Source organism: Enterobacter sp. 22466, assembly GCF_052044775.1.
Classification (GTDB): domain Bacteria; phylum Pseudomonadota; class Gammaproteobacteria; order Enterobacterales; family Enterobacteriaceae; genus Enterobacter; species Enterobacter dissolvens.
Map to the genome: position 1 here is coordinate 433262 of NZ_JBQENX010000003.1, position 20513 is coordinate 453774.

A 20513-nucleotide genomic window follows, 5' to 3' on the forward strand; every position below is an offset into this window, starting at 1 on the left:
CACCGGGAGAGGGAGAAAACACAAAAGGCCGTCCAGAGGACGGCCTTGCTGTTTATTCTGCGCGCTGACGTACCGCTTCAAACAGGCAAATACCCGTTGCCACAGAGACGTTCAGGGACGAGACGCTGCCCGCCATCGGGATGCTGATCAGCTCATCGCAGTGCTCGCGCGTCAGGCGACGCATGCCTTCACCTTCCGCCCCCATCACCAGCGCCAGTCGGCCGGTCATTTTGCTCTGATACAGGGTATGATCCGCTTCACCGGCGGTACCGACGATCCAGATATTCTCTTCCTGCAGCAGACGCATGGTGCGCGCCAGGTTGGTGACGCGGATCAGTGGAACGTTTTCCGCTGCACCACAGGCCACTTTCTTCGCCGTCGCGTTCAGCTGTGCAGAACGATCTTTCGGCACGATCACCGCATGAACGCCTGCCGCATCAGCACTACGCAGACACGCGCCGAGGTTATGCGGATCGGTCACGCCATCAAGGATCAGGAAGAACGGGTTATCCAGTGCAGCGATCAGATCCGGCAGATCGTTTTCCTGATACTGACGACCTGGCTTCACGCGGGCAATAATTCCCTGGTGAACCGCACCTTCACTTTTCTCATCCAGGAACTGGCGATTGGCCAGCTGGATCACCACGCCCTGCGCTTCCAGTGCGTGGATCAGCGGCATCAGACGTTTGTCTTCACGCCCTTTCAGAATAAACACTTCCTGAAAACGCTCCGGTGCGCGCTCCAGCAGGGCCTGCACCGCGTGGATGCCGTAAATCATTTCACTCATTGATGATTCTCATAATAGGTAATTCCCCCTCTCCCCGTTGGGGAGAGGGTCAGGGTGAGGGGAGGATTTACTCCGCCTGCTGTTTCTTCGCTGCGCGCTTCGCTTTGGTCGCAGCAGCAATTTTCTGCGTTTTCGCGGACGGCTTTTTCGCCTTGCGAGCCTCTTTCTTCGCCGCTTTTGGCTTCTGCTTTTTCTCACCGCGGAATGCGCTGTCTGGCTCGAAGTTTACTTTCTTGCCCGCCTGACGACGTTTGCCGCTCGCGTTGCCGTTACCGCCTTTTTTCGCCTTCTCACGCGCGGTTTTCCCTACGTTACGCGGCGCGCGCTCGCTGGAGATCAGGCTGAAGTCAATCTTACGCTCGTCCATGTTGACGGCTTCGACCTTCACTTCCACCCGATCGCCAAGGCGATAGGTCTGTCCACCCGATTCGCCAATCAGACGCTGCCCGACCTGGTCGAAACGGTAGTAGTCGTTATCCAGACTGGAGACATGCACCAGACCGTCGATAAACAGCTCGTCCAGACGAACAAAGAAACCAAACCCGGTCACACTGGCAATGACGCCTTTGAAAATGTTACCGACCTGATCCAGCATAAAGTCGCATTTCAGCCAGTCAGAGACTTCGCGCGTCGCTTCATCGGCACGGCGCTCGGTCATGGAACAGTGCTGACCCAGTTGCAGCATCTCTTCCATGGAATAGTGGTACCCGCCGGTTTCAGTCGTGTTACCTTTATGGCCCTGCTCCTGCGCCAGCAGATACTTGATCGCACGGTGCAAAGACAGGTCCGGATAACGGCGGATCGGCGATGTAAAGTGGGCGTAAGACTGCAGCGCCAGACCGAAGTGACCACGGTTTTCCGGATCGTAAATCGCCTGCTTCATGGAGCGCAGCAGCATGGTCTGCAGCATTTCTGCATCCGGGCGATCGCCAATGGATTCCAGCAGCTCGGCATAATCGCGCGGCTCTGGCTTGTTACCGCCAGGCAGCTCTAGACCGAGTTCAGCCAGTACGGAGCGGAACGCGGTGATCGCTTCCGTCGACGGTTTATCGTGGATACGGAACAGCGCGGGTTCCTTGGCTTTCTCGACGAAACGGGCCGCCGAAATGTTCGCCAGGATCATACACTCCTCGATCAGCTTATGTGCATCGTTACGCTGGGTCTGTTCGATACGCTCAATGCGGCGTTCAGCGTTGAAGATAAACTTCGCCTCTTCGCTTTCAAACGAGATCCCACCGCGCTCTTCGCGTGCCTGATCCAGCGTTTTGTAGAGGTTATGCAGCTCTTCGATATGTTTGACCAGCGGCGCATACTGCTCACGCAGATCCTGGTCCCCCTGCAGCATATGCCAGACCTTGGTATAGGTCAGGCGCGCATGGGAACTCATCACCGCTTCGTAGAACTTGTAACCGGTTAAGCGACCTTTACTGGAGATGGTCATCTCGCAAACCATACACAGGCGATCAACCTGCGGGTTCAGGGAACAGAGGCCATTGGAGAGCACTTCCGGCAGCATCGGTACCACCTGAGACGGGAAGTAGACCGACGTACCACGGCTGCGCGCTTCGTTATCGAGTGGCGTGTGGGGACGAACGTAATAGCTCACGTCCGCGATAGCAACCCACAGACGCCAGCCGCCACCGCGTTTTTTCTCGCAGTATACGGCGTCATCGAAGTCGCGGGCGTCTTCACCATCAATGGTGACCAGCGGCAGACTGCGCAGGTCCACACGTCCCGCTTTGGACTCTTCCGGAACCTCTTCCTTCAGGCCCACAATCTGCTCTTCAACCGCTTTTGGCCAGATGTAAGGGATCTCATGCGTACGCAGGGCCATATCAACAGCCATGCCGGTACCCATGTTATCGCCCAGCACTTCCACAATTTTCCCTACCGCTTTGGTGCGACGCGTTGGACGCTGGGTAAGCTCCACCACCACCACAAAGCCCATGCGGGCGCCCATCACCTCTTCAGGCGGGATCAGGATATCGAAGCTCAGACGGCTGTCATCCGGTACCACAAAGCCTACACCGGCATCGGTAAAGTAGCGGCCAACGATCTGGCTGGTTTTTGGCACCAGCACACGAACCACACGTGCTTCGCGACGACCTTTACGATCGGCACCCAGCGGCTGCGCCAGGATCTGGTCGCCATGGATACACATTTTCATCTGTTCGGATGAGAGGTAGAGATCGTCTTTACGGCCCTCTACGCGCAGAAAACCGTAACCGTCGCGGTGACCAATGACGGTCCCTTTCAGCAGGTCGAGGCGTTCTGGTAGCGCATAGCACTGGCGGCGGGTAAAGACCAGTTGCCCGTCGCGCTCCATCGCACGCAGGCGGCGGCGAAGGGCTTCAGTTTGCTCTTCACCTTCAATGTTTAATTCAACAGCAAGTTCTTCACGATTGGCGGGTTTTTCGCGTTTTGTTAAGTGTTCAATGATGAACTCGCGGCTGGGAATAGGATTCGCGTATTTTTCAGCTTCGCGTTCCTGGAAAGGATCATGTGACATATCGGTTCCTCCGTTGTCAGCTCCGGTGGAAATTTTCTTCATTCCACCAGCAATAATTTATAAAGCGGTTGATTCTCTTCAACCAAATCGGCCAGCGTGTAGTTATCCAGTTCCTTGAGAAAACTTTGCACGGCCAGAGAAAGCGCCTGTTTCAGGCGACAAGCGGGCGTAATGTGGCAGAACTCGCTGCTGCAGTTCACCAGAGATAATGGCTCCAGTTCACGTACCACATCCCCGATACGAATACTTTGCGCCGGTTTACCGAGACGGATCCCACCATTTTTCCCGCGGACGGCAGCAACGTATCCGGCACGACTAAGTTGATTGATTATTTTGACCATATGATTACGGGACACGCCGTAGACCTCTGTTACTTCAGAGATACTGGTCATTTTCCCATCGGGTAACGACGCCATGTAGATCAGCGCACGTAAGCCGTAATCGGTGAAACTTGTTAACTGCACATCAACCTCAGGAAAAAAGGAAAACGCGGATAGACCGCAAAGTGATTCATTAATGATGATAAACCAGCCAGATAGTTAGCGGCTAATTTATTTGACAGACGGGGCGAAAAAGCGGAGATCCAGGAGCGGTCGCCGGATGGCGCTACGCTTATCCAGCCTACGGGTTTCCCCGCAGGCCAGCAGTCACGAAGATTATGCGTCGAACGGGTCGCGCAGGATCATCGTTTCAGTACGATCCGGGCCGGTAGAGATAATGTCGATCGGCACTTCGGTCAGTTCTTCAATGCGCTTGATGTAATCCAGCGCCGCCTGCGGCAGGCCGCTACGCTCTTTCACACCAAAGGTGGTCTCAGACCAGCCTGGCATGGTTTCGTAGATTGGCTCGATGCCTTGCCAGTCGTCAGCAGCCAGCGGCGTGGTGGTCACTTCACGGCCATCTGGCATGCGGTAGCCGACGCAGATTTTCACTTCTTTCAGGCCGTCCAGTACGTCCAGCTTGGTCAGGCAGAAGCCAGACAGGGAGTTGATCTGCACTGCACGACGCACAGCAACCGCATCCAGCCAGCCGGTACGACGACGACGACCGGTGGTCGCGCCAAACTCGTTACCCTGCTTGCACAGGAACTCGCCGGTTTCATCAAACAGCTCGGTCGGGAATGGACCCGCACCCACGCGAGTGGAGTACGCTTTAATGATACCCAGAACGTAATCCACATAACGCGGACCCAGGCCAGAACCCGTCGCCACGCCACCTGCGGTGGTGTTGGAGGAGGTTACGTACGGATAGGTACCGTGGTCGATGTCCAGCAGCGTACCCTGCGCACCTTCGAACATGACGAAATCGCCACGCTTGCGTGCCTGGTCAAGCAGATCGGACACATCAACAACCATACCGGTCAGAATGTCAGCAATCGCCATGACGTCATCCAGCACTTTCTGGTAGTCAACAGCGTCAGCTTTGTAGAAGTTCACCAGCTGGAAGTTGTGATATTCCATCACTTCTTTCAGTTTTTCAGCGAAGGTCGCTTTATCAAACAGGTCGCCCACGCGCAGACCGCGACGAGCTACTTTGTCTTCATAAGCCGGGCCGATACCACGACCGGTGGTGCCGATCGCTTTCGCGCCACGCGCTTTTTCACGCGCAACGTCCAGTGCCACGTGATAATCAAGGATCAGCGGGCAGGCTTCGGAGAGCAGCAGACGCTCGCGAACCGGGATACCACGGTCTTCCAGACCTTTCATCTCTTTCATCAGCGCAGCCGGAGACAGCACTACGCCGTTACCGATGATGCTGGTGACGTTTTCGCGGAGAATGCCTGATGGAATAAGATGGAGGACGGTTTTTTCACCGTTGATTACGAGAGTATGGCCTGCGTTGTGACCGCCCTGGTAGCGCACAACATATTTAGCCCGTTCAGTCAGAAGATCAACAATCTTCCCTTTACCTTCGTCACCCCATTGGGTGCCCAGTACGACGACGTTGTTACCCATTTTTTTCAAAATCACCGTTTGCTTAAAAATGGATTCTACCATCGCTTTTTCAGATATACAGCACTTTTTGACCCCAAAATATGCCAAATCCGATCACTTTTTGATCAGCCAATCGTGTTCCTCAACATGTAGTAGATAACAATGCCAGCAACCACAAGACCGCCACCGAATCGGCGCAAAATATTATCCGGCAACTGACTCAGGGTGGCGATCATGCGACGCCAGGCGCGCGGATAAAGCATCGGCCCCAGGCCTTCCAGGACTAAAACCAGCGCCAGGGCCAGCCAGATCGTTGAATTCATTTTTAATCCTTATAAAAGAAAACCACCGCTCCGTTGGGAGCGGTGGTTTGAATACTCAAACTAACCTGAGTTTATCGCGTTGCGTTAGTTGGCGTCTTCATATAACGGAAGAAATCGCTGTCCGGGCTGAGCACCATCACATCCTGGTTGCTCTTGAAGCTATTCTCATAAGCACGCAGGCTACGGATAAAGGCGTAGAAGTCTGGATCCTGGCTAAACGCATCGGCAAACAGCTTCGCGGCTTCCGCATCACCTTCACCACGCAGGATACGGCCCTGACGCTCAGACTCCGCCAGCGTCTTGGTCACTTCGTAGTCCGCGGCTGCACGCAGTTTCTCTGCCTCTTCCTGACCCTGTGAACGGTGACGACGGGCTACCGCTTCACGTTCTGCACGCATACGGTTGTAGATCGCCTCAGACACTTCTGCCGGCAGGTTGATCTGCTTAATACGCACATCCACCACTTCGATACCCAGTGCAGCCATACTGTTCGGGTTGATCACCGGTACCTTGCCATTGGTTTCAGCCTGAACACGTTCAGCCGCCTTGGCAATCGCATCGTCCGCCGCTGGCGTTTCCACTTCATCTTCCGTACCTGCAGTACCGGAGTTCAGCGCATCGCGTACTTCCAGGGTCAGACGACCACGGGAGTCGGTCACGATGTCTTTCACATCCAGACGACCAATCTCAGAACGCAGACGGTCAGAGAATTTACGTTTCAACAGCACTTCCGCCTGAGAAACATCACCACCGCCTGTTGCCAGGAAGTAACGGCTGAAATCACTGATACGCCACTTAATGTAGGAGTCAACGATCAGGTCTTTCTTCTCTTTGGTCACGAAACGATCAGCCTGGTTATCCATGGTCTGGATACGCGCATCAAGCGTCTTCACAGACTGGATAAAAGGCACCTTGAAGTGCAGACCCGGCTCATAAATCACCGGACGCTTGTCACTGTCACGGACGACGCTGCTGAACTGGAACTTAATCCCGCGCTCGCCCTCTTTCACCACAAAGATAGAGGTATAAAGTACGACCAGTACGATGACGATGATCGCAATAACTGACTTACGCATCCTTATTCCCCCTGACGCTGGTAGTCGTTACGCTGCGCGTTAGCACGGCGTTGGTCCATAATGTCACCATCGTTCGAAGAAGGCGTGGTTGTTGCGCTTGAGCTACCGGACGATGCAGGTGGCAGACGCAGCAGGTTATTGGCACCGCTGTTGTCTTTCGCTGCCGGTGCAGAACCGCCTTTCAGCATCTGATCCAGCGGCAGTACCATCAGGTTTCCACCTTTGCTGTCGTTAACCAGCACTTTACGTGTATGGCTCAGCACTTTTTCCATGGTCTCGATATAGAGACGCTCACGGGTAATTTCCGGAGCCGCTTTATATTCCGGCAGAATGCGCGCGAAACGAGCCACTTCACCCTGTGCTTCCAGGATCGTCTGAGTCTTATAGGCACGTGCTTCTTCAAGAATACGCTGCGCCTGACCGTTAGCACGAGGCTGAACTTCGTTGGTGTACGCTTCTGCTTCACGGATGTACTGCTGTTCGTTTTCACGCGCGGCAATCGCATCATCAAACGCGGCTTTCACCTCTTCCGGCGGACGAGCGGCCTGGAAGTTGACGTCAAGCAGGGTGATCCCCATGTTGTACGGACGAATGGTCTCTTCCAGCTCACGCTGGGTATCGCTACGAATAACGGTACGACCTTCGGTCAGAATACGGTCCATGGTGTATTTACCGATCACGCCGCGCAGGGCGCTATCGGTGGCCTGACGCAGGCTGTCATCTGCGCTGGTCACGCTAAACAGATAACGTTCTGGATCGGTCACGCGATACTGTACGTTCATCTCAACGCGCACCACGTTCTCGTCAGAGGTCAGCATCACGCCGGAAGCGGCCAGCTCACGCACCGATTCCACGTTCACTGCGGTCACGTCGTCAATGAAGGTCGGTTTCCAGTTCAGGCCCGGCTCAACCAGATGGCTGAACTTACCAAAACGGGTGACCACGCCGCGCTCGGCTTCTTTAATGGTGTAGAACCCGCTGGCAGCCCAGATGATGACCACGGCAGCGGCCACAATGCCCACAATGCGGCCACCCATTTGCGGGCGCGGGCCCTGGGTAGAATTGCCACCCGAGCCAGACCCTTTTCCTCCACCGAGCCCACCAAGCTTCTTGCTTAGCTTGCGGAAGATATCATCCAGATCCGGCGGCCCCTGATCGCGACCACCTTTGTTGCCATTTCCCCCAGAGTTGCCGCCTTGATTATTGCTGCTTCCCCACGGGTCGCGGTCCTGTCCGTTATTACCGGGCTGATTCCACGCCATGTATATGCTCCATATTTGTTATGCAAGGGCGAATTATTCAGGCATACCCTTTCCGATCAGACGATATAGTCGACCAGCGCAGGTTCTTGTTTACAGAGGCGACGCCAGTCAACGATCGGCATACGCACCTGCATCCCCACGCTGCCGTCATCCTCCATCCACTCTTTTTCTATCGCCTGAAGCTGATAAAACCGGCTGCGCAGCCTGCCTTCCTGTGGCGGCAGTCGCAGCGTGTGCTGGGCTACCTCACCGGAAAGACGTTCTGTCAAAGCCTGGAAAAGCAGTGGCACACCAATACCGGTCTGGGCAGAAAGCCAGACCCGAATCGGTTTGTTCTCTTCATCACGATCGATACGCGGCTCAAATTCATCCAGCATGTCGATCTTGTTCATCACCAACAGCGTTGGGATCTCGTGGGCCTCGATCTCTTCCAGCACCACATTCACCGCGTCGATGTTTTCCTGCACGCGAACATCTGCAGCATCAATCACGTGCAGCAGCAGGGTCGCCTGACGCGTCTCCTGCAGGGTGGCTTTAAACGCGGCCACCAGGTCATGAGGCAGATGGCGGATAAACCCTACGGTATCCGCCAGCACGGTTTCCCCCACATCCGCCACGTCTATACGACGCAACGTCGGGTCCAGGGTCGCAAACAGCTGGTCTGCGGCATAGACCTGGGCCTCGGTAATCTGGTTAAACAGGGTGGATTTACCGGCGTTGGTATACCCCACCAGCGACACCGTCGGGATGTCGGCTTTCGTGCGCGCCCGACGTCCCTGCTCACGCTGCTTCTCGACTCTTTCCAGACGTGAGAGGATCTGGGTAATACGGCCACGCAGCAAACGGCGGTCGGTTTCGAGCTGGGTTTCACCCGGACCGCGCAAACCAATCCCGCCTTTTTGTCGTTCAAGGTGGGTCCAGCCACGTACAAGACGCGTGGCCAGATGGCGCAGCTGCGCCAGCTCAACCTGCAGCTTACCCTCATGGGTGCGTGCACGCTGAGCAAAAATATCTAAAATCAACCCCGTGCGATCGATAACACGGCATTCGCAAAGCGCTTCCAGGTTACGCTCCTGCGCCGGAGACAGCGCATGATCAAACAACACGACTGACGCACCGGTTGCTTTTACGGCATCCGCAATTTCTACTGCTTTACCTTCACCAACAAAATATTTTGGGTGCGGCGCTTTACGGCTACCGGTAATCACCTGCATTGCTTCGACACCGGCGGAAGAGACCAGAGATTCAAACTCCTGGAGGTCTTCCATATCTTTGTCTTGCGAAAAATAGATGTGTACCAGCACCGCCTGCTCACCGGCATCATAACGGTCAAACAAGCGTAAAACCCTCTAAAAAGATCAGCGGGGAACGCAGGATCCCTGGCTCCCCGTGTGGATAACAGTGCGAAACCTTATTCGGTCTCGTCGCTGTCCTGCGCAGGAGCAGAAGAACCCTGCGCGTTGCTGCCATGATGGTAGTTACTACCAGTGCCGCCGCCAGCGTTATTGCTGTGATGGGATACCGGACGGGACGGAACAACAGTAGAAATAGCGTGCTTGTAGACCATCTGGCTGACCGTGTTTTTCAACAGGATCACGAACTGATCGAAAGACTCAATCTGACCTTGCAGCTTAATACCATTCACCAAATAAATAGAAACTGGAACACGTTCCCGACGCAATGCGTTCAGGAACGGATCTTGTAAAGATTGCCCCTTAGCCATTCTATCTTTTCCTTATATGCTTGTTTTGTACTTAGAACCTTGCGATTCTGAAAAATTGCGCACGATACGTCTCAATTGTACACATTCAGTGAGCGATATCACCAACAACCTCAATCACTTCGTTTAACGCCTGTTGCGGTTTTTCACTGTCTAACCAGTGAACACCTTCCCAACCGCGCAACCAGGTGATCTGGCGCTTCGCTAACTGTCTCGTGGCGCAAACACCTCTATAAACCATTTCATCATATGAAATCTCGCCTTCAAGGTATGACCACATCTGGCGGTATCCCACACAACGAACGGAAGGCATATCCGTATGCAAATCTCCACGGGCAAATAGCGCCCGCACTTCTGCTTCAAAATCTGAAGCCAACATCTGATGAAAACGCTGCTCAATTCGTTGATGGAGCAGTTCACGGCTCGCCGGGGCGATGGCGAACTGATGCACCTGATACGGCAGAGCGTCTCCTGACGTTTGCGTCAGTTCCGTTAAAGTTTTACCCGAAATGAAAAAAACTTCCAGTGCCCGGGAAAGCCTTTGCGGATCATTTGGATGGATCCGTGCTGCGGCAACCGGGTCAATTTCTGCCAGTTGCTGATGCAAAACGTCCCATCCCTGCTCTGCCGCCTGCTGCTCAATTTTTGCTCTTATTTCAGGGTCCGCTGATGGCAGAGGAGATAACCCCTCCAGCAACGCCTTGAAATAGAGCATGGTTCCGCCAACCAACAGCGGTATACGTCCCGCCGCCGTTATCTCGGCCATCTCGGCTAAGGCATCGCGGCGAAAATCCGCTGCGGAGTAGGCCTGAGCCGGGTCGAGAATGTCCAGCAAACGATGCGGTGCCGCGCGCAGTTCGTCTGCGTCTGGCTTCGCTGTGCCGATGTCCATTCCTCGGTAGATGAGGGCAGAATCGACACTAATCAACTCTACGGGCAAAACTTTACGAAGCTCAATAGCTAACGCCGTTTTGCCGGAGGCCGTAGGGCCCATCAAAAAAATCGCCTTAGGCAGGCTCGCCTTACTGATATCAATCATGTTTCAGGGCGGTCATCGCCGTTTGTAAATCAACAGGTTGTAATAATCCACCCGGCGGTGCTTTCACCAGATGCGGACAAAGGCGTTCCACCTCTGCCAGCACGCTAATCGCCTGCGCCATACTCCACGGCGTATGTTCGCTGGCCAAATGGCGGGCGATCCACTGCGCGGTGTTGGCGGCATCAAACGACGTTTGCTGCGCCAGGTAGCCTATCAGTTCAGGAATCAAGTTTTGTAAATTTTGTTGGCGTAAGGGTAAAGGCACTGCACGAATTGTCACATGCTGTGATTCCAGTACCATTTCTATCCCCATCTGCGCCAGTTGGGCCTCTGCGCGCTGCAATACCCTTGTTTCGTCAGCGGATATTTTTAGCCGAACCGGGATCAGTAACGGCTGAGCGCAAGCCGCGTTTTCACCCGGGGTCAGTTGCACCTGTTTAAGCCAGCGTTCCGCAACCGGCAGAGCCAGCAGCATAAGCTTGCCCTCACGTTCGAGTAACGCCATATCCGGGGCGATAATCGTCAGCACCCGGCCAAAGCTCTGGCTATGCCCTTCCAGCGAAGGCGTTTGCACCTCAATGTGCTCTTTACGCGTAACTGCGGGGGTTTCCAGCAATTTACGGTACAACGCCCCCTGCTGCTTTTGATAGCCGGGCTGGGCGTTGGGATAGTTTGCGCCGGTGGGTCGCGGCGCGCTCCCCGCCGATGAGAAACGCGGCGCTTCCGCTTCACGCGCGACGGCAGGCTCGGCAAAGTGGTTGCGCCCCGCCGCAACACGGTTTTCCGGTATCGGACGCGGAGCGGGCTCTTCATTTTGCAGCGGCAGCGTGGGTTCAACCTGCTGCTGCAGGACGCTCAGCACGCCCTGATAGATAAAATCGTGCACCAGTCGCGACTGATGGAACCGAACTTCATGCTTGGCGGGATGGACGTTAACATCAACCTGATGCGGGTCGATTTCAAGATAAAGCACAAACGCAGGCTGCTGATCCGCGCCAAGCTTATCCTCGCAGGCCTGACGAATGGCGTGGTTGATCAGACGGTCGCGCATCATACGACCATTCACGTAACAATACTGGATCTCCGCGAAGGCGGCACTGCTGGCGTTCGGGTCGGCAACCCAACCGCGCAGGGCCAGATCGCCGTGCTGCCATTCAATGGCCAGCGCCTGTTCCAGAAACGGTGTACCGCAGATAGCGCCCAGACGACGTTCTTTCTGCCCACCTTCCGCTACCGCACGGTACTGACGCATCAGCTTGCCATTATGGCTGAGGTTGATGGTGACATCGAAACGCGCCAGCGCGATACGGCGGATAATCTCATCGATATGACCGAATTCGGTCTTCTCGGTGCGCATAAACTTACGGCGGGCGGGAGTATTGTAGAAGAGATCCAGTACTTCGAGCGTCGTGCCGACAGGATGCGCCGCAGGCTTGACCGTAACGTCCATATCACGCCCTTCGGCGTAGGCCTGCCAGGCTTCCTGCTGTTCGGCCGTACGGGAGGTCAGCGTTAAACGGGAAACCGAGCTGATACTGGCCAGCGCCTCGCCGCGAAATCCGAGGCTGATGATCGCTTCAAGGTCGTCCAGAGAGGCGATTTTACTGGTGGCGTGACGCGCCAGCGCCAGCGCCAGCTCGTCTTTTTTTATGCCACACCCGTTGTCACGAATGCGAATCAGCTTTGCGCCACCACGTTCGATATCAATGTCGATGCGGGTGGCTCCCGCATCGAGACTGTTTTCGACCAGCTCCTTCACCACCGACGCAGGGCGCTCCACCACCTCACCGGCGGCGATTTGGTTCGCAAGCTGCGGCGGTAGAACCTGAATCGGCATGAATTCTCCTTAGTTGGTCGCGGTCATCTCACCCGGCAGCACGGCACTGGCCGTCTGGGCTGCACCGCCCTGCGGCGCAGACTGCAGCGGATGTGCCTCAAAGTATTTACGCAGACCGTTATAAATCGCTTCGGCAATTTGCTGCTGGTAGCTGTCACTGCCCAGCAAACGCTCTTCGCTGTTATTGCTGATAAAGCCCGTTTCCACGAGGATCGATGGAATGTCCGGCGAACGCAGAACCCCGAGGCTCGCATGCTCCGGGCGGCGCTTGTGCAATGCCCCGATGCCTTGCAACTGGTTCAGTACATTAGTGGCGACATCATACCCGACGCGCTGGGAATGACCGAACTGTAAATCGAGCACCGCCTGGCTGAGATACGGGTCAGACTGGCTGTTGGCCAGCACATCGCCCGCACCACCTAATAGTTCGGACTGCTTCTCATGCTCTTCAAGCCAGTTGGCCATTTCACTGTTCGCCCGACGGTTCGAAAGCACCCATACCGATGCCCCCGTGGCGTTACGGTTTGGCGCGGCATCCGCATGAATGGAGACCAGGAAGTTAGCATTTTGCTTACGCGCCACGTCTGAGCGTCCCATCACGGAGATAAAGTAATCGCCGTCACGGGTCAACACGCCTTTAAACATCGGATCGTCGTTCAACAGGGTCCGTAGCTTACGGGCAATGGCGATGGTCACATTTTTCTCGCGCGTACCGCCCGGGCCAATTGCCCCAGGATCCTGCCCACCGTGACCGGCATCAATGGCGATAATCACTTTATCACCGCTGACCACACGACGCGCGCTGGCCGCCGGGCGCGTCACGGTGTTACTGCTGGTGACGCTGGTCATGCGATCGTTGTCGGTTTTAAACGGATTACGCGCAGGTTGAGATGGACGCGGGGTATAAACCGGCTCTTCCACGCGCTTCGCCACAACCGGTGGCGGTGGCGGTGGCGCGTCAGCGTTGATGGTAAACACCACCGTATAATTTGCGCCGTTTTGCTGCTTCACCGCCCGCGTTTTACCCTTTTCGGTCAGATCGACCACCAGGCGCAATGACTGGCTGTCTTTTGGCGTCCCCGAACGGATACTTTTGACCAGGTTGTTCCCGCTGAACTGCAACGGCAACCCCTGGATCACACCGGTTTGTTTGATATCCAGCGCCACACTGCGGCTGTCTGGTTGTGAAAAAGCATACTCAGGGTCGCCCATAAAACTGAACGTGATCCGGGCCTGACTCTCCCCGTTCGACACCTGAATATCCGAGAGGCTTGCCGCACCAGCCTGCGCGCACAGCAGCACTGTGGCAGCCACTAACCAACCTTTAACGCGATTTATCATCCCGTCATCCCTACGCTCAACCGGCTAAACGCGCCAGTAAGGAACTGCCTGATGAGGAAACAGCACTGATGCGCGCCTCACGCCCTTGTGCCTGGTAATCTAAGTGAATTTCGACATCCGGGTCAGGCAACACACCCGCACCTTGTTGCGGCCACTCCACCAGGCAGATGGCATCATTGGCAAAATAATCACGGATCCCCATAAATTCCAGCTCCTCAGGATCCGCAAGTCGGTATAAATCGAAGTGATACACCATGAGATTTTCAAGAGTGTACGGCTCTACCAGCGTGTAGGTTGGGCTTTTCACATTCCCGTTATGGCCTAACGCCTGCAGAAAACCCCGGCTGAAGGTGGTTTTACCCGCACCTAAATCACCATAAAGATAAATGACGGTCGCCCCCTGACAGGCCTGCGCCACGCGCTTGCCGAGTTCTAAAGTGGCTTGTTCATCAGGTAAAGGAATCGCTCGATTAGTCATTTTCTACGTCAATCACATCCGGGTTAACAACACGCCGCAGCGTGCAAAAAAGATCGGTGGCCAGCATCCCGCGTGTGCCATACCGTGCAGCCAGGCTGTCAGCCGCCGCACCGTGAGCCACGCAGCCAGCACAGGCTGCATCATAAAGGGGAAGTTTCTGTCCAAGCAATGCGCCGACAATGCCTGAAAGCACATCGCCCATTCCGCCACTCGCCATGCCCGCATTTCCGGCATCGATAATGCCCAGTGCCTCATCGCTTGCGATAACGGTTCCCGCCCCTTTCAGAACCGCAACACCTCCGTAACGTTTTACCAGACGGCGGGCAGAAAGTAAGCGATCGCTTTCAATTTCTGCCACGCTGCAGTTAAGCAGCCGCGCGGCTTCGCCGGGGTGTGGCGTCAGGATGCGATTGTGACGCTTATCCGGGTTGATTGCCAGAAGGTTCAGCGCGTCGGCATCCCAGAGCATCGGTTTACGAAAATTCTCGACCTTTTGCAGCGCCTGCTTACCCCAGGCCTGTTGCCCCAGGCCCGGGCCAATCACCACCACATCCGCCCATTCAAGGCTCTCTTCAAGGGTCTGCGGCGTAAGCTCATGCACCATCAGTTCCGGTCGGGCTGTAATAATGGGGGGGATGTTTTCACCGCGCGTCAGTACCCGTACCAGCCCCGCGCCACTGCGCAGCGCCGCTTCCCCTGTCATCCGGATAGCGCCGGCCGTACCGCGATCGCCGCCAATGATGACCAGCCTGCCGTGGTCGCCCTTGTGCGACGTTGGCCGACGCGGCGGCAACCAGTGGCTAAGCTGCGTGGCATCAAAGCGGGAAAGGTGTGTCTCCTGCCCGGCAAGCCAGCTCTCCAGCCCCAGGGCGTTATGGTGCAACATGCCCACCACATCCCTCGCTTTCCCGGTGAGCAACCCCGGCTTCAGGGCAATAAACGTGACGGTTTGCGCAGCCTGGATCACCGCTCCCGGCGTCGCACCGGTTTCTGCCATCAGGCCAGAGGGAATATCCAGGGCCACCACCGGCGCAGTATGGGCATTGGCGCGCGCAATCAGAGCGGCAACGTTGTCACGGGGCGCACTACGTAACCCGGTGCCCAGCAGGCCATCAACAATCAGATCAACATCCTCTGGCCAGACGATATCGGATGCATGAATCACTCCGCCTGCATTCAGCCAGGCTTCCCGCGCGGCGCTGGCTTCTTCCGGCAGCGGCTTATCGCTCTCCAGCGCCAGTAACGTAACGCGGAGACCTGTCGCGACCGCCAGACGGGCGACGACGTAACCATCACCGCCGTTATTGCCGTGTCCGCATAAAATGAGCCAGTGAGCGGATTGCGGGTACGCGCTGCGGGCAACGTTAAATGCCGCCTCGCCCGCCCGTTGCATGAGTTCATAAAGGGTAATGCCAAGGCTGTCCGCGGCCTCTTTTTCGGCGCGTCTGAGGTCATCCGCATGCCAGATGGAATGTGGTATACTTGCGGGGTTTTTCTTCACTGTATGGTCCGTCATGTCACAGCCCCTCGATCTCAATCAATTAGCGCAAAATATAAAACAGTGGGGTGCTGAGCTTGGCTTCCAGAAGGTGGGGATCACCGACACCGACCTCTCCGCCAGCGAGCCGAAACTGCAGGCCTGGCTGGACAAACAATACCACGGCGAAATGGAGTGGATGGCGCGTCATGGCATGATGCGGGCCCGTCCACACGAGCTGTTGCCGGGTACATTACGCGTTATCAGCGTACGCATGAACTACCTGCCTGCCAATGCGGCCTTTGCGCGTACGTTAAAAAATCCCTCTCTGGGTTACGTCAGCCGGTATGCCCTGGGGCGTGATTACCATAAACTTCTGCGTAACCGGCTAAAAAAACTCGGCGAAACTATTCAGCAGCACTGTGTTTCGCTGAATTTTAGACCGTTTGTCGACTCTGCGCCTGTTCTTGAGCGCCCGATCGCTGAAAAAGCCGGGCTTGGCTGGACGGGTAAGCACTCACTTATTCTGAGCCGCGACGCCGGATCGTTCTTTTTCCTTGGTGAACTGCTGATTGATTTACCGCTGCCGATAGATGGCCCGGTAGAAGAAGGCTGTGGGCGCTGCGTGGCCTGTATGACCATCTGTCCGACGGGCGCTATCGTGGAGCCCTATACGGTGGATGCCCGGCGCTGCATTTCCTATCTCACCATTGAGCTGGAAGGGGCAATCCCTGAAGAATTTCGGCCACTTATCGGCAACCGCATCTACGGCTGCGACGACTGCCAGTTAATCTGCCCGTGGAACCGCTATTCGCAACTCACGGACGAAGAGGATTTCAGCCCGCGTAAGGCGCTGCATGCCCCACAGCTCATTGAACTGTTCGCCTGGAGTGAAGCCTGGTTTCTGAAAGTGACGGAAGGTTCGGCCATTCGCCGTATTGGCCATTTGCGCTGGCTGCGTAATGTCGCCGTTGCGCTAGGGAATGCCCCGTGGGATGAAGCGAATATCCGGGCGCTTGAGAGCCGTAGAGGTGAGCACCCACTTCTCGATGAACACATAGAGTGGGCGATTGCGCAGCAGATCGAGAAGCGAAATGCCTGCGTGGTTGAGGTACAACCACCGCAAAAACAACGCCTGGTGAGGGTGATCGAAAAAGGGCTTCCGCGGGATGCGTGAACCATTCACAGCCTGTGAATAAAATTACAAACTCAAGCAGCATCAGGGCTGGAGATGAGGTCAAGTGATCTCAATAACATTTTGAAATCAAATTTTCTCAAGCAGATACAGCAAGTTACAGAGATACTATTCACCCTGCTAACTTTTTGCGAGGTTTCAGCCAGACCCGAAATCTGTGGATAACTCTGTTTACAAGAGTATTTCGGAAGTAATAGAAAACGTCCCCAACGCATCTTATCGCTGTGGATATTTTTGATATCAAGAAGAATTTGGAGCGGGAAACGAGACTCGAACTCGCGACCCCGACCTTGGCAAGGTCGTGCTCTACCAACTGAGCTATTCCCGCTTGGGTGTTCTGAAGCTGTACGTATCTTGCGATACTTTCAAATTTTGGAGCGGGAAACGAGACTCGAACTCGCGACCCCGACCTTGGCAAGGTCGTGCTCTACCAACTGAGCTATTCCCGCTTGGGTGTTCTGGTGCTGGCGTATCTTGCGATACTTTTCAAATTTTGGAGCGGGAAACGAGACTCGAACTCGCGACCCCGACCTTGGCAAGGTCGTGCTCTACCAACTGAGCTATTCCCGCAAATTTGTTGCTGTCGTAACGCGTAATTCTCTGTCGTTACGGGAGGCGCATTATACGAGAAATCCTTTTAGCTGCAACCCCCCTCAACGCGATTTTTTCGAAATTCAGTTCAAATGCTTATTAAATCGGCAAGCTGAACAATTTAACGACAAAAACCCGGCCACGCAAGGCACCAGGTCTAAAAATCACAGCTTAATAAAGTTTTCGCGATAGTACGCCAGCTCCGCGACGGACTCTCGGATATCGTCCATCGCCTGATGCGTCCCCTGCTTTTTAAAGCCATCGAGGATTTCAGGTTTCCAGCGGCGCGCCAGCTCTTTAAGGGTGCTCACGTCCAGATAACGGTAGTGGAAGTAAGACTCCAGCTCCGGCATGTACTTAAACAGGAAACGACGATCCTGGCCAATGCTATTACCACAGATAGGGGATTTGCCCGCCGGAACCCACTGTTTCAGAAACTCAAGCGTCGCCAGCTCTGCCTCCCGGTCACCCATGGTGCTCGCCTTCACCCGTTCAACCAGCCCGCTGCCGGTGTGGGTACGCACGTTCCACTCATCCATCAACGCCAGCTGATCGTCGGACTGATGCACCGCAATGGTTGGCCCTTCAGCCAGAATATTCAGGTTAGCATCGGTGACCAGCGTGGCAATCTCAATAATGCGATCGCGCTCGGGATCCAGCCCGGTCATTTCAAGATCGATCCAAATCAGGTTGTTTTCATCCGCGCTCATGTTATTTTCCACCCTTCTCGCATAACCGGCTGTAGCAGGTTAACTAGTATTAATTAGAGTGTATCATAGAGGTTTTGCCCCTTACGGGCGACCAGGAGCCAGCGCGATTGAGTAAAAATAAACTCTCCAAAGGGCAGCAGCGCCGCGTGAATGCCAACCACCAGCGCCGTCTTAAAACCACTTCGGAGAAGGTCGATTACGACGACAACCTGTTTGGTGAGCCGACGGAAGGCGTCGTCATCAGCCGTTTCGGTATGCATGCCGACGTGGAATCCGCCGACGGTGAGATCCACCGTTGCAACATTCGACGGACTATCCGTTCGCTGGTCACCGGCGATCGCGTTGTCTGGCGTCCGGGTAAAGAGGCGGCAGAAGGCGTAACGGTCAAAGGTATCGTTGAAGCGGTACACGAGCGTACGTCGGTACTTACCCGTCCCGATTTTTACGACGGGGTGAAACCCATTGCCGCCAATATCAACCAGATCGTCATCGTCTCGGCGATTTTACCCGAGCTGTCGCTCAATATTATCGACCGCTATCTTGTCGCCTGCGAAACGTTACAGGTTGAGCCCATCATCGTCCTGAACAAGATCGATCTGCTGGATAACGAAGGTATGGACTTCGTAAATGAGCAGATGGATATCTACCGTAAGATCGGTTATCGCGTGCTGATGGTCTCCAGCTACACCAAAGATGGCCTGAAACCATTAGAAGAAGCGCTGACCGGGCGCATCAGCATCTTTGCCGGTCAGTCCGGCGTGGGGAAATCCAGCCTGCTGAATAATCTTCTCGGTCTCCAGCAAGAGATCCTGACCAACGATGTTTCTGATGTTTCGGGTCTGGGCCAGCACACCACCACCGCTTCTCGTCTTTACCACTTCCCGCATGGCGGCGATGTGATTGACTCCCCCGGGGTGCGCGAATTCGGTTTGTGGCACCTTGAGCCGGAACAAATCTTCAACGGATTTGTCGAATTCCATGATTATTTAGGTGCTTGCAAATACCGGGACTGTAAACACGATAACGACCCGGGCTGTGCCATCCGCGAAGCGGTCGAGAAAGGTGAGATTGCGGAGACCCGCTTTGATAACTACCACCGCATTCTTGAGAGCATGGATCAGGTAAAAACGCGTAAAAACTTTTCTGATTCTGATAACTGACAACTAAGCTAAGCATCGCTAAAATCGTCCCCCTTTTTTCAGGTTCCGGCTGATTACAGCCGGATCAGGAACGACAAAAAATGGCCTGGAGGCTACCTTGTTAAACGCATTTAAACTTTCGCTTCAATACATTCTGCCAAAACTGTGGCTCACTCGCCTGGCGGGCTGGGGCGCGAGCAAACGAGCGGGCTGGCTGACCAAACTGGTCATCGACCTTTTCGTAAAATATTACAAGGTCGACATGAAAGAGGCGCAGAAGCCAGATACCGCCAGCTATCGCACCTTCAACGAATTCTTCGTGCGCCCGCTGCGCGACGAAGTCCGCCCGGTTGATACCGATCCTAACGTGCTGGTGATGCCTGCAGATGGTGTGATTAGCCAGCTGGGTAACATCGAAGACGACAAAATCCTGCAGGCGAAAGGCCATAACTACAGCCTGGAAGCGCTGCTGGCAGGTAACTACCTGATGGCGGATCTGTTCCGCAACGGTACCTTCGCTACCACTTATCTCTCTCCGCGTGACTATCACCGCGTGCACATGCCGTGCAACGGGATCCTGCGTGAAATGATCTACGTGCCGGGCGATCTGTTCTCCGTGAACCACCTGACCGCGCAAAACGTACCCAACCTGTTCGCGCGTAACGAACGCGTCATCTGCCTGTTTGATACTGAATTTGGCCCAATGGCACAGATTCTGGTGGGTGCAACGATTGTCGGCAGCATCGAAACCGTCTGGGCTGGAACCATCACCCCGCCGCGTGAAGGCGTGATCAAACGCTGGACCTGGCCTGCCGGTGAGGAGGAAGGCGCGGTCGCTCTGCTGAAAGGCCAGGAGATGGGGCGCTTCAAACTGGGTTCCACGGTTATCAACCTCTTCGCCCCTGGTAAAGTGAAGCTGGCTGAACAGCTGCAGAGTCTGTCAGTCACCAAACTCGGCCAGCCGCTGGCGGTCTCGACTGAACCTTTCATGACGCCGGATGCAGAGCCTGCACCGCTCCCGGAAGAAGAGATCAAGGCCGAACACGACGCCAGCCCGCTGGTTGACGACAAAAAAGACGAAGGCTAACAACAGAA

The 20513-nt window shown here is 55.3% G+C and carries 18 protein-coding genes and 3 tRNA genes; 3 read left to right on the plus strand and 18 right to left on the minus strand.

What is annotated here, in order from left to right; all coding sequences use genetic code 11:
• Positions 1–52 precede the first annotated feature (52 nt).
• The 14 genes from rlmB to nnr form a co-directional block, all read right to left on the minus strand.
• Positions 53–787, minus strand: a complete 735-nt coding sequence (gene rlmB, locus ACTJJI_RS11885; RefSeq protein ID WP_014830386.1) for a 23S rRNA (guanosine(2251)-2'-O)-methyltransferase RlmB — start codon at positions 785–787, stop codon at positions 53–55.
• A gap of 67 nt (positions 788–854) precedes the next feature.
• Positions 855–3296, minus strand: coding sequence for a ribonuclease R (gene rnr / locus ACTJJI_RS11890; RefSeq protein WP_013095293.1), 2442 nt, complete (start codon positions 3294–3296; stop codon positions 855–857).
• A 38-nt stretch (positions 3297–3334) separates the two neighbouring features.
• Positions 3335–3760, minus strand: coding sequence for a nitric oxide-sensing transcriptional repressor NsrR (gene nsrR / locus ACTJJI_RS11895; RefSeq protein ID WP_014830384.1), 426 nt, complete (start codon positions 3758–3760; stop codon positions 3335–3337).
• Positions 3761–3952: 192 nt separating this feature from the next.
• Positions 3953–5251 (minus strand): adenylosuccinate synthase, encoded by a 1299-nt coding sequence (locus ACTJJI_RS11900; RefSeq protein ID WP_440654216.1) that lies wholly within the window; start codon positions 5249–5251, stop codon positions 3953–3955.
• A 104-nt stretch (positions 5252–5355) separates the two neighbouring features.
• On the minus strand, positions 5356–5553 hold the full coding sequence (locus ACTJJI_RS11905; RefSeq protein WP_440654179.1) for a DUF2065 domain-containing protein: 198 nt from the start codon (positions 5551–5553) through the stop codon (positions 5356–5358).
• 71 nt (positions 5554–5624) lie between these two features.
• The gene (gene hflC, locus ACTJJI_RS11910; RefSeq protein WP_014830383.1) at positions 5625–6629 is read right to left on the minus strand and encodes a protease modulator HflC; all 1005 of its coding nucleotides are present in this window, start codon (positions 6627–6629) and stop codon (positions 5625–5627) included.
• Positions 6630–6631: 2 nt separating this feature from the next.
• Positions 6632–7891 (minus strand): FtsH protease activity modulator HflK, encoded by a 1260-nt coding sequence (hflK, locus tag ACTJJI_RS11915; protein WP_014830382.1) that lies wholly within the window; start codon positions 7889–7891, stop codon positions 6632–6634.
• 56 nt (positions 7892–7947) lie between these two features.
• Positions 7948–9228, minus strand: coding sequence for a ribosome rescue GTPase HflX (gene hflX / locus ACTJJI_RS11920; RefSeq protein WP_014830381.1), 1281 nt, complete (start codon positions 9226–9228; stop codon positions 7948–7950).
• A 74-nt stretch (positions 9229–9302) separates the two neighbouring features.
• Positions 9303–9614 carry an RNA chaperone Hfq gene (gene hfq / locus ACTJJI_RS11925; protein ID WP_013095287.1) on the minus strand — a complete coding sequence of 104 codons (312 nt, stop codon included), beginning with the start codon at positions 9612–9614 and terminating at the stop codon, positions 9303–9305.
• 85 nt (positions 9615–9699) lie between these two features.
• Positions 9700–10650 carry a tRNA (adenosine(37)-N6)-dimethylallyltransferase MiaA gene (gene miaA / locus ACTJJI_RS11930; RefSeq protein WP_014830380.1) on the minus strand — a complete coding sequence of 317 codons (951 nt, stop codon included), beginning with the start codon at positions 10648–10650 and terminating at the stop codon, positions 9700–9702.
• Positions 10643–12487: a DNA mismatch repair endonuclease MutL gene (mutL, locus tag ACTJJI_RS11935; protein ID WP_182382001.1), complete on the minus strand. Its 1845-nt coding sequence runs from the start codon at positions 12485–12487 to the stop codon at positions 10643–10645. Before mutL ends, miaA begins: the two co-directional genes overlap by 8 nt.
• Before the next feature lie 9 nt (positions 12488–12496).
• On the minus strand, positions 12497–13828 hold the full coding sequence (gene amiB, locus ACTJJI_RS11940) for an N-acetylmuramoyl-L-alanine amidase AmiB (protein ID WP_194516725.1): 1332 nt from the start codon (positions 13826–13828) through the stop codon (positions 12497–12499).
• A gap of 16 nt (positions 13829–13844) precedes the next feature.
• The gene (gene tsaE, locus ACTJJI_RS11945; RefSeq protein WP_013095283.1) at positions 13845–14306 is read right to left on the minus strand and encodes a tRNA (adenosine(37)-N6)-threonylcarbamoyltransferase complex ATPase subunit type 1 TsaE; all 462 of its coding nucleotides are present in this window, start codon (positions 14304–14306) and stop codon (positions 13845–13847) included.
• Positions 14299–15822 (minus strand): bifunctional ADP-dependent NAD(P)H-hydrate dehydratase/NAD(P)H-hydrate epimerase, encoded by a 1524-nt coding sequence (nnr, locus tag ACTJJI_RS11950; RefSeq protein WP_047360710.1) that lies wholly within the window; start codon positions 15820–15822, stop codon positions 14299–14301. Before nnr ends, tsaE begins: the two co-directional genes overlap by 8 nt.
• Between nnr and queG the strand changes: the two genes are divergently transcribed.
• Positions 15821–16960, plus strand: a complete 1140-nt coding sequence (gene queG / locus ACTJJI_RS11955; RefSeq protein WP_047360711.1) for a tRNA epoxyqueuosine(34) reductase QueG — start codon at positions 15821–15823, stop codon at positions 16958–16960. The two genes, nnr and queG, sit on opposite strands and share 2 nt — an antisense overlap.
• Positions 16961–17230: 270 nt before the next feature.
• Here the strand turns inward: queG and ACTJJI_RS11960 are convergent.
• From ACTJJI_RS11960 to orn, 4 genes are all read right to left on the minus strand, one after another.
• Positions 17231–17306: transfer RNA gene (locus tag ACTJJI_RS11960), tRNA-Gly, on the minus strand.
• A gap of 45 nt (positions 17307–17351) precedes the next feature.
• Positions 17352–17427: transfer RNA gene (locus ACTJJI_RS11965), tRNA-Gly, on the minus strand.
• A 45-nt stretch (positions 17428–17472) separates the two neighbouring features.
• A tRNA-Gly gene (locus tag ACTJJI_RS11970) sits at positions 17473–17548 on the minus strand.
• Between the two features lie 185 nt (positions 17549–17733).
• Entirely contained in the window at positions 17734–18279 is a 546-nt protein-coding gene (gene orn / locus ACTJJI_RS11975) for an oligoribonuclease (RefSeq protein WP_013095280.1), read from the minus strand.
• A gap of 107 nt (positions 18280–18386) precedes the next feature.
• Between orn and rsgA the strand changes: the two genes are divergently transcribed.
• On the plus strand, positions 18387–19439 hold the full coding sequence (rsgA, locus tag ACTJJI_RS11980) for a small ribosomal subunit biogenesis GTPase RsgA (RefSeq protein ID WP_046887415.1): 1053 nt from the start codon (positions 18387–18389) through the stop codon (positions 19437–19439).
• 97 nt (positions 19440–19536) lie between these two features.
• Complete coding sequence (gene asd / locus ACTJJI_RS11985; protein WP_440654185.1) at positions 19537–20505, plus strand: archaetidylserine decarboxylase; 969 nt, start codon at positions 19537–19539, stop codon at positions 20503–20505.
• Positions 20506–20513 lie beyond the last annotated feature (8 nt).